Source organism: Pauljensenia sp. OF14-1SRA, from assembly GCF_027694595.1.
GTDB lineage: Bacteria > Actinomycetota > Actinomycetes > Actinomycetales > Actinomycetaceae > Pauljensenia > Pauljensenia turicensis_B.
The window spans coordinates 1-15,760 of sequence record NZ_JAQEVQ010000016.1; the positions used below are offsets into that span (position 1 = coordinate 1).

Here is a 15,760-nt window from a genome sequence, read left to right on the forward strand (position 1 = left end):
TGGTACTGCACCCGACAGAGTGTGGGAGAGTAGGACACCGCCGCAATACAACTCAAGTAAACCCCTTGGAGCACCACTCCAAGGGGTTTACTGCTATGCGCAAAGTGTGAAGACGGTTTGCACTGTCGTTCTTTCAACATGCTCGCCCACGGGCACTTCCCTAGGTACTCAGTGACGTGCGTGCCCATCTGAGAGCACTGTTGATGCTCCTCTTCTGCAATCGAGCTTTCGCGCCACAGTGGTGTGTTACCCTCTAGCATCTCTCGTATTGTGGCTCGTTGTCAGCAGTGAATCCTCGTTATATAGTGCGTAACCTTCAAGGCTCCCATAGACTGAACATAACATCGTTCTCAATGTAAGGAGAAAACCATGAACCTCGACGATCTCAAGGGCAAGGCCGAAGAACTCAAAGACCAGGCCACCGACGCTGCCAAGGGCATGATGAGCGAAGAAAACACCGACGGCGTCCTGGATAAGGTTGCAGACGCGGCCAAGAAGGCTACCCGTGGCAAGTTTGATGACAAGATCGACGCAGCTCGCGATGCTGCTGATGACAAGATCGGCGAATGATCCAACGTTAAAGGTGGGCTAGAGGAGACTCTAGCCCACCTTTTATCTATGACTGTCCCTTGGATGTTGGCTCACTCAATGCGTACGTTCGTTGGTCTTGGCTGCCGCATCTGCCCATCTGTCATTAATTCGTAGGCACGTTGAATCAATTAGGGCTCCAGGGGGTTCTTGCTGTGTCTGAACGTACATCAACTAACGTCGATTGAAGAGTGAAATAAATATATAGTAGTTGAGAATTCAAGCAGAATTTAAGGAGTTTATCATGACCCGTCTTGGCGTTATTCTTGGCACCGTCCGTCCGAACCGCGTTGGTGCATCTGTTGCTCAGTGGGTTGCCGACAAAGCAAACGCTGTTGAAGGTGTCGAAGCTGAGGTTATTGACATTGCTTCCTTCAGTCTGCCTCTTTTTGCTGAGCCGATGCCGCCCGCAATGGCCGTCCCGCGGGATCCTGCCGGCGCAAAGTTTAATGAAACCGTTTCGTCTTACGATGCGCTTATCTTTGTTTCGCCGGAGTATAACCACTCAATTCCTGGCGCTCTGAAGAACGCTATTGACTTCCTTGAGCCCAAGGCTCTCGCGAATAAGGGTGTCGGCTTCGTCGGCTACTCCTTCAGCGGTGGCGTCCGTCAGGTTGAACACCTGCGCCAGATTCTGGCGAACTTCGAAGCTGCGATGGTCGCTCAGCAGGTTTCGCTTTCGCTCATTACCGACTTTGAAAACAAGTCGGAATTCAAGCCGGGCGCACACCATGACAACGAGGTTCAGGGCATGGTTGCGGCAATGGTCGCGCGCACTGACGCTCTCGCGCCTCTTCGCTGACAAATAGCTCTCTGTTTTGTGTGGGGGGGGGCGAATGCCCCATCCCCCACATGGTTTTCCGCAATAAAGCACAATAGGATGACCTAACTATATTTAGGGTGTTGCAAGTTGTAGGCATTCTCATGTATAGTTTCGGGTGCCCGAAACTATACATGAGAATGGAGTCTTAATCAATGCATCGCTCAAATACCCGTATTTTCCAAGGAGCGGCACTTACCAGTGTGCTCGGTCTGGCTCTTGCCGGTTGCGCCAACCACGACGCATCCAACGCCAGCGCGAATAGCGGAACGGAGCATGGAAAAGTCGGCATCGTTGCCACCACAACCCAAATCTGTGACTATGTCACGCAGATCGCTGCCGGCGCGCCAGCGACGGCAGGCCTCGTCCTCGAGAAAACAGGCGCAGACGGACAAAAGACCACAATTGGTAGTGAAGATGCCACGAACCAAACGCGACTCGAACTCACCTGCCTTCTTGCCCCCAACGCATCAGCTCACGAACATGAGCTCACTCCCTCGCAAGCGACAGCACTTGCCAAAGCTGACGTGCTTCTTGTATCCGGAGTTGACCTCGAGCATTTCCTCGATCGTGCGATTGAGGCATCCGGCTTCAAAGGAACGATGGGCGTCACCAGTGGCATTCTGACCAGCAAAGAAGTAACCGACCCGCAAGCCATCACCACAGACGATTCGTTGCCCTACACGGTCGAACGAGGTACCCAAAAGGTCGAGGTGCGCAAGTGGCCCTTCCCACCAGCAGAAGGCGAAACGGAACCTGAATTTATCTACGACCCCCACGTGTGGACAAGCCCCAAGAACGCAGCTGTTCAAGTTGCCAACATTGGTGAATTCCTCAAAGAAGTAGCCCCCGACTCCGCCGCAGGAATTGAAGAAAGTGTCAGCGTCTACGCCGACAAACTGCGCAACCTTGACCAGTGGGTCCAAGACTCGATCAATAGCGTTCCGGCAGACTCGCGCATTCTCTTCTCGTCACATGACGCGTTCGGCTACTTCTCCAAGGACTACGGGATCGACTTCATCGGCGCGGCCCTATCTGACTTCAATGAACAGCAGGACGCGACCGCTGAACACATTCAGGAAGCCGCCCAAACCGTCATTGACTCTGGAGCAAAAGCGCTCTTCGCCGAAAACTCGAACAATTCAAAGTCAATCGAGAAGATCGCTGAACTAGCCGGTGTGAAAGCCATCATTGGCGACGACGCCCTATACGGCGATTCCTTGGGACCGGCAGGATCCGCGGGAGAAACCTACACCGGCTCAATCATCCACAACGTCACGACCATCGTCACTGCTTGGGATGGCACGCTGGCCCAGCTTCCAGACAACTTGAAGTAGGCAATACCCGTGACCACGAACGGCATCACCTTTCACGACGCTGGAGTTGGCTACGGGACGCGCGTCGTCCTCACCGGGGTTCAAGGGCGCATGAACCCCGGTGAGGCGCTCGCCCTAGTCGGCCCAAACGGCTCCGGAAAAACGACGCTACTCAAAGCCCTAGCCCGAAGCGTTCCTATTCTCGAAGGACACATTGACGGCATTCCCGACACCATCGGATACGTCCCTCAATCGGCTGACCTCGACCTGACATTCCCCATCACTGTTGAACAAGTCGTCATGATGGGTCTCTACAAACAGATCGGACTTGCCCGTTTCCCCAGGAAAGCCCACCGAGAAAAAGTCGCCAGCACTCTGACAAATGTTGGTCTTCTAAGCCGAGCCAAGGACCGTTTCGGTGAACTATCAGGCGGGCAACGCCAGCGTGTACTCGTAGCGCGCGCACTTATCGCCCAACCGAAACTGATTCTGCTGGACGAACCCTTCAACGGTTTGGACCAGCCCAATCGTGATGCCCTACTCGGAATCATTCGACGCGCAAAAAATGATGGGACAAGCGTCGTCGTTTCAACACACGATCTCTCATTAGCCTATGACGTCTGCGACCAAGCAATCCTTGTCGCTGGGCGCCAGATCGCCTTCGGTCCCGTCCGCGAAGTCCTCACCCCAAAGCTCATGAAACAGGCATACGGATCCGAAAGCCTTGAAACTGAGGCGTGTGAACTGCCGAGCTGTCCCGACGGTCACAAGCAAAGCGGAGAAGTCGCATGAACACGCTGTCCGATGGTGTTGCAACGCTTGTTGAACACCTGCGAACACTCTCCGAATCAATCGTGGGGCTCAGGGGTCTTGCAGCCTATCCCTTCCTATTCCGGCCCTTTATATTTCTTGTCCTTCTATCAATTGTGGCCGGCCTCGTCGGTACGCTAGTGAACCTACGAAAAGCCGAATTTAACGCTGAAGTCATGGTGCACTCAGTGTTCCCCGGAATCGTCGTCGGGTTCATCGTTGGCGGGAGCGACGCCATCATTATTGGTGCCGGATGTGCTGGTATCGCAGTTGTCATTGCACTAGTGGTAAGCCAGTCTTCCAGGCGAGAAAGCGACAACGAATCAGCGCATGAAGGTGCAACAGCGGTCATTCTGACTGCCTTCTTCGCGCTCGGCATGACGATTTCCCTCAAAGTCGGTGATATGTCAGGGCAACTGGAAGCCCTCATGTTCGGGCGCTTGTTGGAAACGACCGACTCTGGGCTTGCTCAGTCGCTGGTCGTCTTTATCCTGACAGGAATCATGCTTGCGCTAACGTGGAAGGAACACCTCTACGTTGCGTTTGACCGGCAGGGAGCGCAGGCGTCACGCATCAACGTCAGAGGCATCGATTACGCGCTGAACGCGTGTATTGCCGCGGTCGTTGTCGCAGCATCGTCGGCAATCGGCGTGCTTCTTGTCATCGCGTTCTTGATCGTTCCAGGGGCGACAGGGCGTCTGCTTGGGCGAACAGTACGACAAGCGAGCATTATTGGAGTGAGCGTGAGCCTTCTTGCCAGCTGGCTAGGCATGCAACTTCTCCTGACCCCCAGCCCGCGCCCCATCTCTCCGCAAGCGGGTGTCGTCCTTGTCCTTGTTGCACTGTTCTTCATCGCTGTCGGTATCGCTGCGATCGGGAAACGAAGGGGAAAGGTGCGCTGTTGATTTCTCATCTGGATGTTCTTCTCCTTCCTTTCATGGAGCTCATTGCCGTGTGTTTGCTCGCCGGTCTGGTCGGCGCTTTCGCCTTCCTCGACCGGAAAATCTTCTTTGCCGAGTCAGTCACGCACGGAACATTCCCAGGAGGCATTCTGGGCGTAGTCATCGCCGCCACGCTTGGAGCGAGCCATGAGCAGATGTCGCTTGCCCTGTTTATTGGCGCGTTCCTTTTCTGTCTTCCCCTGGGTGGGCTGATGCGGTTCATCGGTGGAATTCCGGGGATCTCATCGCAGGCAAGCGCCGGCATTGTGCTGACCTTTGGGTTCGCGATGGGCTACTTCCTGTACCGCTGGTTTTCGCCGTTGCCGATTCAAATCCAGTCGTTTCTGACCGGCTCGATTCTGACGGTTAACTCCTGGGATGTTGCGTCGGCTGGCGCGGGTCTAGTGGTGGTGCTCATCATCGTTGCCGTGTGGGGGAAAGACCTGGTCTTTAAGAGCTACGACCCCATTGATTCATTGACCCGCGGGATGAACACGCGTCTTCTTGAGGGCCTGAGCATCGCAATGGTCATCGGTGCAATCGTCCTGTTGATTCCTGCTGTCGGCACTGTATTGTCGATTGCGCTTTTCGCTGCTCCCGCGGCGGGACTTGCCCCGCTGGTGAAGTCATGGCCACACTTCATGGTTGCCGCTCCGCTCGCGGGGCTGGGAATCGGAGTAATCGGTTTCGCGTGCGGTGTGGCGTTCAACCTTTCGGTTGGTGGCATGATCGCGATTTTCGCCGGCATCTTCTTCGCCGCTACTCGTCTGATCGTGTGGGCTCGTTGCGCGCAAGGGTGACGAGGCCGGGAGGTCGGTTGCGGTTCGCCCGAACGTGAGCCTGGCGGGTTTCGTGAATTCAATGGACGAGGCCGATCGTGGCTTGTACTGCCTCCCAGCTCGATGAGACGATGAGACCGTGCCAGAACAACGTGAACCTGTACAACGCCCTGCGTCCATCCTGCTTGCAGCAACCCCGATCGGTGATGTGGACGACGCTTCACCCCGGTTTATCAGGGCCCTGCAAGAAGCTGAGGTTGTAGCAGCGGAAGACACCCGGCGCATGCTGGCCCTGGCTAGCCGTCTGAACGTTCGAGTAAACGGTAAAGTTCTCAGCTTGCACGATCACAATGAAGGCGACCGGGCAGAAGGCCTCGTCGACCTTGCCGAAGGCGGAGCGCGAATCCTGCTGGTCTCTGACGCCGGAATGCCAACCGTTTCAGACCCCGGGTTCCGCGTGGTGCGAGCAGCGGTCGAACGTGGCGTTCACGTCTCTGCATTGCCCGGTCCGTCGGCCCCTGTTACCGCGCTTGCTGTTTCAGGCCTGCCTTCTGACCGCTTCAGCTTCGAGGGCTTCCTGCCCCGTAAAGACGGTGAAGCAAGCGCCTACCTCGAAGCGCTTGCAGGCGACCCGCACACTCTCATTTTCTTTGAATCAGCCAAACGCGTTCATGGCACCCTGCAACGTATGGCCAGCGCTTTCGGTGGGGAGCGCCAAGCAGTCGTGTGTCGAGAACTGACAAAGAAATATGAAGAAGTTTTACGAGGCTCCCTATCAGACCTGATTACCCAGACAGAGGGGGAAGTACTCGGCGAAATCACGATTGTTATCGCCGGCTTCAAAGGCAAGAAGAGCGCTGAAGACCATGTGAAAACTGTGCTTGCGTTAGCTTCGGAAGGAATGCGACTCAAAGACGCGGCAGCCGAAGTTGCTTCAGCAACAGGCTTGCGGAAGAACGAGCTTTATAAAGCTGCTCTCGCTTACAAAGAACAGTGATATGTGAGCAGATGACCTGAAATGGGGGCGGTGCTACGTGTCAGTAGCACCGCCCCGGCGTCTTGACAGGGAACCAGGCCCCTCTTAGCCAATCTCGGTTGAAGGAACCTCTAGGATCCCGGCGTCTGCCAACTTCTTTGACGCAACAGCCCCAGTTTCCGGTGATACCGGCTCCGTCAGGTCGGAGAGCACTCGCACGGTAAAACCGGCCTTCTTCGCATCCAACGCGGTGTCGCACACGCAATGAGACTGCGCCAAACCGATGACATCAACCTCACTCACTCCGGCCCTATCCAGTAAATCGCCGAGCAAAGTTCCGGCCTCGTCCACCCCTTCGAACCCAGAGTAGGCAGCCGCAAACTGGCCCTTCTTCACGTGTGCGTCAACGTCGAGGTCCCAAATGGCAGGATGCAACTCAGCTTCGGCACTACCGGCCACGCCATGCGGTGGCCACGTGTCCACATAATCCGGGGTCGCAGAGAAATGAGCCCCCGGATCAATATGCCAATCCTGCGTCGTTGCAATAAAGTCGTACGTTTGGCGATGAGCATCCACATACGTGCGGATACGCTCCGCACACGCATTTCCTCCTTCAACGGGTAGAGCCCCGCCTTCACAGAAAGTGGGCTGGACATCGACGATGATGAGTGCGCGTTTCATCTGAGCTCCTCTTATGTGTGTTGCCATCAACTCTACTGCGCTTGTTCACCGTTTCGACTGCGCTTGTTCACCGTTTCGACTGCGCTTATTCAAGCTTTTTCGTCAAACGCTTGTGGAAACAAGAAGCCCGCAGCCCCGTGATTAAGCCCTTTGGGTGCGCTTGTTGAAGAAATACATCAGTGAATTCGGGTCATCTGTGCCCACTGACATGGTGAACAAGCGCGGTGGTGGGGAGGCTGGTTTGGTGAACAAGCGCGGTGGGGGAACGGGGAGACGCGAGTTCGGAATATACCCGACGGGGCACTATCCTTAGAACCATGAGCCGTATTTTGTCTGCAGTAGCTTGGCCTTACGCCAACGGTCCCCGCCACATTGGACACGTTGCCGGATTCGGCGTGCCCTCCGACGTCTTTTCGCGATACATGCGAATGGCAGGACACGACGTATTGATGGTGTCCGGAACCGACGAACACGGTACTCCGATCCTCGTCGCAGCAGACGGCGAAGGCGTGACCGCTCGCGAACTTGCAGACCGCAACAACCGGCTGATCGTCGAAGACCTCGTCGCGCTCGGCCTGTCCTACGACCTTTTCACTCGCACGACCGCCGGCAACCACTACGCAGTCGTCCAAGAAATGTTCCGCACTGTCCGCGACAACGGATACATGATCGAACAGATCACTCGCGCAGCAATTTCACCCTCAACCGGACGCACGTTGCCCGACCGCTACATCGAAGGCACCTGCCCGATCTGTGGCACTGAAGGCGCCCGTGGCGACCAATGTGACGCCTGCGGTAACCAGCTGGATCCCACCGACCTGATTGATCCGCACTCGCGCATCAACGGCGAGACCCCCAAGTTCGTTGAGTCCACCCACTACTTCCTCGACCTACCTGCACTCGCCGAAGCCCTGTCCGCATGGCTCGACGACCGCGAACAATCCGGTACCTGGCGTCCGAACGTCATCAAGTTCTCCAAGAACTTCCTCGAAGACATCCGCCCGCGTGCCATGACGCGCGACATCGACTGGGGCATCCCAGTTCCCGGGTGGGAAGACCAACCGACCAAGCGCCTCTACGTCTGGTTCGACGCCGTCATCGGCTACCTCTCAGCATCAATCGAGTGGGCACGTCGCACCGGCGACCCCGAAGCGTGGCGTCAGTGGTGGAATGATCCCGAGGCCCTGTCCTACTACTTCATGGGCAAGGACAACATCGTCTTCCACTCCCAGATTTGGCCTGCCGAAATGCTCGGCTACAACGGTCAGGGCACCAAGGGCGGAAAGCCCGGAACGCTCGGCGTCCTCAACATGCCGACCGAAGTTGTGTCCAGCGAATTCCTCACCATGGAAGGCAAGAAATTCTCTTCCTCCCACGGCATCGTCATCTACGTCCGTGACTTCCTGGCTCGCTACCAGGCAGATGCCCTGCGTTACTTCATCAGCGCAGCAGGCCCGGAAACCTCCGACTCTGACTTCACATGGGCAGAATTCGTGCGCCGCACCAACGGCGAACTCGTCGCCGGCTGGGGCAACCTAGTCAACCGAACAGCATCGATGATCGCCAAGAAGTTCGGCGAAATTCCTGCTCCCGACGAGCTTGAAGAAATCGACCGTGCGCTATTGGACGAAATCAACAAGGGCTTCGAAACCATCGGTGACCTGATCCGTCACCACCGTCAGAAGGCAGCACTCTCTGAAGCGATGCGACTGGTCGGCGAAGCCAACAAGTACGTCACCGACACCGAGCCCTTCAAGCTCAAGGCCCCCGAACAGCGTGAACGCCTTGCAACGGTTCTACATACCCTCGCCCAAGCTGTCGCTGATCTTAACCTGATGCTCTCGCCGTTCCTCCCTCACGCAGCGAACGACATTGATCGCGTCATGGGCGGTGCGGGCAACATCGCTCCGATGCCACGCATCGAAGAAGTCGAAGAACTCGACCCGCAGGTTCTGCCCGAAGCATTCGACGGTCGCAACGGATACCCGATTATTACGGGTAACTACACCTCAGCTCCAACGTGGGAACGCCACCTCATCACGGTGGGTACCCCGATCGCGAAGCCGACGCCCGTCTTCACCAAGCTCGACGAAGCCATCGTCGAAGAAGAACTCGCACGCTACGCGGATTCAACTCCCGATGATGTGACCGGAGCCTGAGCCTTTGTAAGCTCAACTCAATCAACACCGCGAAAGGTGGGAAGCTCGTCCGCTTCCCACCTTTCGTCTGTCTACGGCAAGATACGCCTTCTTCACTTACCCACCCGGCTTATACAGCCCGCGCCGTGAACAAGCGCGGTGGTTTTTGGGGAGCGCGGCCTCGGCAATAGGAAAAGGCATAAGGATATTTTTAGTTTTCCTAGAAACTACTTTACCTAGGACCTTTTGGACTAAGGATTAATCGCGCCGTCGAAAAACTATCGAGTTTTAATACTTCGATCATCAAATGAAAGAAATCGCTTCTATTTCGGCATTACTATTGTCTAATGGGAAACCTCAACGAAGAGGAAAAGACAACGATGTCTGTCCCATCAACACACTCGAAAGGAGAACCGCCGTATGTTACGACGACGGATCGTGAGTAGCTTGGCTGCCGCTGCGTTGCTCATCGGGGGGGGGGCGCTATCGCCAGCATTTGCCTCGGTGCAAACATCGCAGGAAAACGTTGGAGATATCCTTGGTGCGCCCGCAGCCGTAGAAAAGTCCACGAATGAACGCATCGCTGCATGGCAGAAACTGCAATTTGGTCTCTTCATGCACTGGGGTGTCTACTCAATGTTCGGAGGAAGCTACAAGGGACAAGTTCAGTCCATCGGCTACCCAGAACAAATCAAGGCCTGGATGAACATTCCTCGCGAGGAATACCTCAAAGAAGCCAAGAAGATGACTGCAGACAAATGGGATGCTGCGAAGATCTGCCAGACCGCAAAGAACGCAGGCATGAAGTACGTCATGGTGACTTCGAAGCACCATGACGGTTTTGCCATGTGGGACACCAAGACGACCGACTACAACGTCGTCAAGCAGACAGCATTCGGGAAAGACCCGATGAAACAGCTCGCTGACGAATGCGGCAAGATCGACATGAAGCTCGCCTTCTACTTCTCCATCATCGACTGGGAGAAGCATGATCCCGAGCCCTACTCCAACCTCAACCCCATCACTGAAGAACACCTTCAATACAACCTCGACCAGATCACCGAGCTACTCACCAACTACGGTCCAATCGCCGAGTTCTGGTTCGACATGGGTGGCCCGACCGCGGAACAATCTCAGAAGATGGCCGACAAGGTCCATGAACTGCAGCCGAACACAACGGTCGTGAACTCTCGCGTGTGGAACAACAAAGGTGACTTCAACGTTGGTGGCGACAACGCGGTCCACTCATCCTTCAGCATCGGTCCGTGGGAATCCATCCGATCCATCTTCCCCCAATGCTGGTCCTACTGTTCAGACCGCCGAGCAAATCGCGCAGCGGGTACAGCTAACAGAGTAATTAGCGAGACCATCTCGAACCTCGTCGGTGTCGTAGCCAACGGCGGAAACTTCGCCTTCAACGTCGGTCCGATGGGTGACGGTTCCTTCCCCGAATACGACGAATATGTTCTGAAGGAACTAGGAACATGGCACACTGACCACCCGCACGCCATCGACGGAGCAAGTGCAACATGGATCCCCGCACCGTCTAACGCTCTTCTGACAGTGAATGGTTCAGACCTGTACATCTTCCCGAACCAGTGGAAGTCCGGAGAATCAATCACCGTTCCTGGACTGGCAAACAAGGTCACCTCAGTCACGGTTGATGGCAAGGGAACCCCCGTTCAATTTGCTCGCAACGGCCTTGACCTGACAGTGACGATGTCCGGAGAATCTCCTGACAAGTACCGTCCTGTCATCAAGGTTGCCCTTGACGGTGAAGCACGCTACGTCCCCACTCAGACCGTGAACCTCGACCACGGAGGTGGCACCATCCCGAAGCGCGATATTGTCGAACGCACCGTTGGCACCTCGTACAAGACGGCCATCCTGGACGCCTACATCGTTGATCGCTCTGGCGAAAAGTACGGCGATGTCGAATTTGATCTCACCCAATCGTCGGGTTTCCAAGACGACGTTGAATACAACGTGAGCTTCAACGGCGTCACTCACCTGTTCAAAGGAATTGACCTGAAGACCCGTCCCATCTCCGGGTACACGATGAACCCGAATGAGGTCTCTCGCCTTCGCATCCAGCTGGCGAAACCGAGCTATTACACCGATCCTCTCAAGGTCAAGGTTGAATCGATCAAGGTGGCAGCATACAAGGATCACGCTACCTCGGTTGCTCCGACCTTCACGTCTCAACCGAGCGACGCACAGGTCGTCGAAGGTGAATCCGTCACTTTCGCTGCCGGCGCCTCGGGTCGCCCAGCTCCGACCTACCAGTGGTACCGCATTGGTGCCGACGGCGAGGACATACTGATTGAGGGTGCAACGAATTCCTCGTACACCTTCGTCACAACAAAGGATGACAATGAAGCAGATTTCTATGTCGTTGCCACCAACGAAGCTGGAACAGCCGAGTCTGACATCGCAACCCTGACGGTTCTCGATCCCTCGTTGAACCTGGCCCTCAAGAGGCCTGCACGCCAGTCTTCTGACAGCGGCTGGAACGGCCCAGCATCCCGAGCTGTCGACGGCAACACGGATGGAAAGTGGGATAACGGTTCGGTTAGCGAAACGGATACGCAGAATGATCCCTGGTGGGAGGTTGACCTTGAGCAAACAGTTCCGGTCGGACTGGTTAACATCTACAACCGTTCTGCTGACGATAAGTGCAACGGAGAACAGTCGTGTGCGGAGCGCCTGAAGGGCTTCTACGTTATTGCCTCGAAGGACAAGCTTGACGACAAGCTATCCAGCGAAGAAATTGAGAAGAAGGGTGAAGCAGGAGAACTCAAGTACTTCAAGGTCGAAGAGAAGGCTGGTTTCCCGACCGGCCTGAATTTCGATGGCTACCAGGCTCGCTACATTCGCGTGATGTTGCCAGCACGGTGGACGGAACTCAACCTTGCTGAGGTTGAGGTCTACAGGCAGAAGACTGCTCCCACCGCGGTTATTCGCGCAGTTGCTGACCCTGAAGAAGGCTTCAGCGTTTCGGGTGACCAGCTGAACGCTGTTCCCGGATCGATCCTGACATTCACTGCTGAAACAAGCGGCTTCCCCGCCCCTACGCTTCAGTGGCAGACTTCGGCTGATGGTCAGACATGGAATGATGTGGAAGGCCAGACTCAGCAAGGCTACTCGTTTGAGATCGGCGCGAAGCACCACGGTGTGAAGGTGCGAGTTGCTGCAACGAACAGCGTCGAGACAGCGTACTCTGAGCCACTCACGATCAATATCGTCGAAAAGCCGGCCCTCACCCCGCTGTCCGCTAGCTTGAACGACTCGGTTCTTGAACCGGCTGACGATGGCGCGTGGCAGAAAGTCACAGTGAACGAGGGCGAAACCGTCGTCCTGTCCACGACGGCTTCAGGTATGCCCGTTCCGACGATTGCATGGCAGTCACGTGAGGTCAGCGGTGATGAGGATTCGTGGGCTCCAATCGAAGGAGAAACAACTGACAAGTTGAGCCTGACGGCATCGAAGGAGGTCCAGTCGCATCTCTATCGTGCGGTTGCAACCAACTCGCAAGGTGAAGCAGTAACGGCTCCGCTTCGTGTTGTTCTCCACCAGCAGGCTCCGACTCCGAACCCTGGTGGTGATCCGACTCCGAACCCTGGTGGTGATGAGCCTGGTCAGGCGGATGTTCCGACTCTTGAGTTGGGTGCTGCTCAGGTGAAGGTTGGAGATACTCTGTCGATTCGTGTGAAGGGTCTGAAGAAGGACGAGCGTATTAAGCTCACCGTTCACTCGGAGCCAGTTGTAATCCCTGAAAGCGATATCAAGTATGACTACGAGAAGGGGACTGCTCAGGCTGATTGGAAGGTTCCGGCTGGCTTTGAAGTTGGCGAGCACACTGTGAAGATGGTGAGCAAGGCGGGTGAGCGTGCCATTAAGTTCGAGGTTCTTCCTGCGGATGTTGTGCCTGTTCCGGATCAGTCGAATGCCGATAAGCCTGTTGGTGATTCTCAGTCTGTGAAGAAAGCCTCGGTGAAGAAGCTTTCTTCAACGGGTTCTGATGCGGTTTTGCTTGCAGAGCTTTCGGCTCTCTTCCTCGCTACTGGTGTGGCTGGGTTTGCTGCGCGTAGGCGTGTGCGTGACTGATCGTTGAGTGTCGGTCTGGCATAGATGAAGGTGCCTCGGGGTTGTTCCCGAGGCACCTTCTTTATGTTGTGCGCCCGATGGCGAACAAGCGCGGTTGTGTGCGATAGACGGTGAACAAGCGCGGTCAAAGATGCACCGCGCGCGACCGAAAAAGCGGGCTAACGATCTTTCGACTTGCCGACAAAGAACGCGGAAATGATTAGCACTAGGCCGAGCGCTGCAATCAGGCCGATGAAAACAAACGGCAACTGCACGATGTTCAAGAACGGCAGAACAATCAGGAACACTCCGATGGCAATAACGATCAGCGCCCAGATGAGCTGCCCTACCCGAGGTTTCGTCGAAACTTCCACGACGGGTTCTGAAGCAGTTGCCCCGGCGTCTGCTGCGGTCCAAACCTTAGCGGGTTGCTCCTCGGAGGTGGGCATGGTGGTTGTCTCGTCGGCTACGTTGAACTCGGTCGTTGCTTCGTCAGGCATATGAGGGGTGGTCATGCTGCGCTCCTTAGCGTTGAGTCAGCCGAGAGATCCCACGATATGGGGGAAACATCGGCTCCTGAAGTAGTGGAAGAAGTGGATGCGCCAGGCGTGCTAGCCCCGGACTGCGAGGAGGAAGAACCTGATTGTCCCCGATCAAGCGCTCCCGACTGGCCAGTCAAACCAGACTGGCCCTCGCCGGTTTCGGGCGTTGAAGAAGGAGCAGGAGCATTGTCGTACGAGTCTTCCTGGTAGTTGAAGCTCCACATCCATGAAGTGATGCGAACCGTGATTCCGTCAGCGTTGCTGAACGTCGGAGATTGAACCGATACCGGATTATCTGCGTCAACTGAACCGTTGCATCCACGCAGGGCATTCACCCACGTCCTGTTCTTTGACGGGTGAGTGTCATCGAAAGAATACTCGACCTCTTCAATTCCCATTTCGCAGATGATGCGGACCGGCTGATCGGTGCGCGCAAAAATCTCTAGGTCGGTCACGCTAGGGTCAATGATGATTTCTTTGGAAGTTCCTGCGGGAGCCTGCGAGAGGTCAAGCAACGCCCTCCCCCTGGAAGAATAGACCGTCGATTCGGTCCAATCGCTTTCGGTCGAATAATCGAAGGAAGCAGAATGTGCGGTGTATTCGGAGTCCATTGCGATGCCGAACAAGACAGTCGGCAAGGACAAGAACGCCCCGATTATTGACAGTGCGACAAGCCAGTCTGCCTTCCTCCCACCCATCGCAGCGATCGCGAGGGCAAGCCCTACGATGAGCATGCAGATGCCACCACCGATCAGACCGATCTTCGTGCCGAAAATCAGCATCTCGGCGGAGCCATTGTCCATGTAGTAGTACATGAGTCCAAATGTCGTCGCCATTGCCAGAAGAACAAGACCGGTGACGACCAAGTTTGTCCGCCGTCCGACGCTACGGACAAACGGAGCCAGTGGTGGAATCCAGTTGTTCACTCTATTGTTCGTCGGCGTGTTGGGAGCCTGGTAGGGGGCCGAAGTCATAGGAGCATTCGGATATGCCGGCTGGTATGGTGTCCCGGCGTGGTTTTGATACGCGCCGTTTGGAGCCTGCGAAAAACCTCCGGTGTATGGGGGGGTTGCTGGCTGCGTGGGATTTGGGGACGAGGCCGCCCAAGCAGGACTCGGCATCGTGCCCGGATGGGGGGCGGAGTATTTTGCGCCGGTCCCCGAAACGTTCATTGTGTCTGAATTGGGCTGACCGGCCTCGTTCATGGAGGGTGAAGCGAAAGCTGAAGAGGAGCGCCCAGACTGACTATTCGGATCCATGTTCATTGGCGGATTTCCTAGAAATGTCGGGGTTGCTGACTGGCGGTCGTGGCGGACCAGAATAACGGCGATGACGATGATCGCCACTAAGACAAGCAGTGTGCCGAGCGGGACGAGGGGTGATTCTTCGATCAGGACTGAGAACGGGAAAGCTGAGGTGCTTCCCATCAGGATGAACAGGATTGCCCCCGCCTGTCCTGATTCGAATCGACCATTCACGAGTTCTTCAGCGTGGATTCGTCCGGTCATCTGATCGGGAAGGAGACCCCACCCAAGACCGTAGGCTGCCAACATCGGCGGGAAGACCAGCATTGCCACAATGCTGAGCCCGCGGACAAGCGCTAAGTCCCAACCGGTTCGGGCGGAGATCGCTGCGCACACGCCACCAATGGTCCTCACTGATGGGCGGTACCATCCGGAACGTCGGATGGAGGCGAAGAATCCGCCACCCGTGTTGTATCCACCCTGGCCCGGTGGGAACGTTCCATTATTCGGAGTGAAACCTGGCCCACTGAAACCTGGTCCACCTGGGTATTGAGCGTTGCCGTTGAAAGCAGCATTCGACGCATTTGCGTCGTTCGGGTTGAAGCCACTGCCGGAAGGGGTGTCCCCGGTCGTGTCCTGACCGTACGGGTGCGAAGAGTTCATGTCCATACTCAACAGTGTGGTCGCTTCGCTGAACCGGCGACAGTGGGGTTATCCCTTAACTGTCCCTGATTTAGCCCCTTAAAGTCGCGGTCGCTGTTCGAAAGATGTGAAGATAGGTCGTGTGAATGAAGGCGAAAACAAAGGGTATATTCCCGTTCAGCCCGGCATGGCCAATA

12 protein-coding genes are annotated in these 15,760 nt (G+C 56.0%); 9 read left to right on the forward strand and 3 right to left on the reverse strand.

From position 1 onward, the window contains the following. Positions 1–369: 369 nt before the first annotated feature. From PG731_RS07985 to rsmI, 7 genes are all read left to right on the forward strand, one after another. A complete protein-coding gene (locus tag PG731_RS07985; protein WP_270773238.1) occupies positions 370–570 on the forward strand; it encodes an Rv0909 family putative TA system antitoxin in 201 nt (66 codons plus the stop codon). A 262-nt stretch (positions 571–832) separates the two neighbouring features. Beyond that, positions 833–1,390 (forward strand): NADPH-dependent FMN reductase, encoded by a 558-nt coding sequence (locus PG731_RS07990; protein WP_101627683.1) that lies wholly within the window; start codon positions 833–835, stop codon positions 1,388–1,390. Between the two features lie 173 nt (positions 1,391–1,563). After that, a complete protein-coding gene (locus tag PG731_RS07995; protein ID WP_270773241.1) occupies positions 1,564–2,745 on the forward strand; it encodes a metal ABC transporter substrate-binding protein in 1,182 nt (393 codons plus the stop codon). A 9-nt stretch (positions 2,746–2,754) separates the two neighbouring features. Continuing rightward, positions 2,755–3,516 (forward strand): metal ABC transporter ATP-binding protein, encoded by a 762-nt coding sequence (locus PG731_RS08000; RefSeq protein ID WP_270773244.1) that lies wholly within the window; start codon positions 2,755–2,757, stop codon positions 3,514–3,516. After that, positions 3,513–4,439, forward strand: a complete 927-nt coding sequence (locus PG731_RS08005; RefSeq protein WP_270773247.1) for a metal ABC transporter permease — start codon at positions 3,513–3,515, stop codon at positions 4,437–4,439. The genes PG731_RS08000 and PG731_RS08005 overlap by 4 nt, the downstream gene beginning before the upstream one ends. Further along, complete coding sequence (locus PG731_RS08010; protein ID WP_270773249.1) at positions 4,436–5,275, forward strand: metal ABC transporter permease; 840 nt, start codon at positions 4,436–4,438, stop codon at positions 5,273–5,275. Before PG731_RS08005 ends, PG731_RS08010 begins: the two co-directional genes overlap by 4 nt. A 118-nt stretch (positions 5,276–5,393) precedes the next feature. Beyond that, a complete protein-coding gene (gene rsmI, locus PG731_RS08015; RefSeq protein WP_270773251.1) occupies positions 5,394–6,251 on the forward strand; it encodes a 16S rRNA (cytidine(1402)-2'-O)-methyltransferase in 858 nt (285 codons plus the stop codon). Between the two features lie 84 nt (positions 6,252–6,335). Here the strand turns inward: rsmI and PG731_RS08020 are convergent, their stop codons facing one another. After that, on the reverse strand, positions 6,336–6,911 hold the full coding sequence (locus tag PG731_RS08020) for an isochorismatase family protein (RefSeq protein ID WP_270773254.1): 576 nt from the start codon (positions 6,909–6,911) through the stop codon (positions 6,336–6,338). Between the two features lie 317 nt (positions 6,912–7,228). On the opposite strand from PG731_RS08020, the gene metG reads away from it, so the two are divergent. Both metG and PG731_RS08030 read left to right on the forward strand, forming a co-directional pair. Beyond that, entirely contained in the window at positions 7,229–9,070 is a 1,842-nt protein-coding gene (gene metG, locus PG731_RS08025) for a methionine--tRNA ligase (RefSeq protein ID WP_270773256.1), read from the forward strand. Between the two features lie 399 nt (positions 9,071–9,469). Then, entirely contained in the window at positions 9,470–13,156 is a 3,687-nt protein-coding gene (locus tag PG731_RS08030) for an alpha-L-fucosidase (RefSeq protein ID WP_270773258.1), read from the forward strand. 158 nt (positions 13,157–13,314) lie between these two features. On the opposite strand, the gene PG731_RS08035 is transcribed toward PG731_RS08030, so the two are convergent. Both PG731_RS08035 and PG731_RS08040 read right to left on the reverse strand, forming a co-directional pair. Further along, entirely contained in the window at positions 13,315–13,650 is a 336-nt protein-coding gene (locus tag PG731_RS08035) for a hypothetical protein (RefSeq protein WP_270773260.1), read from the reverse strand. Beyond that, the gene (locus PG731_RS08040) at positions 13,647–15,590 is read right to left on the reverse strand and encodes a PspC domain-containing protein (protein WP_270773262.1); all 1,944 of its coding nucleotides are present in this window, start codon (positions 15,588–15,590) and stop codon (positions 13,647–13,649) included. Before PG731_RS08040 ends, PG731_RS08035 begins: the two co-directional genes overlap by 4 nt. Positions 15,591–15,760 lie beyond the last annotated feature (170 nt).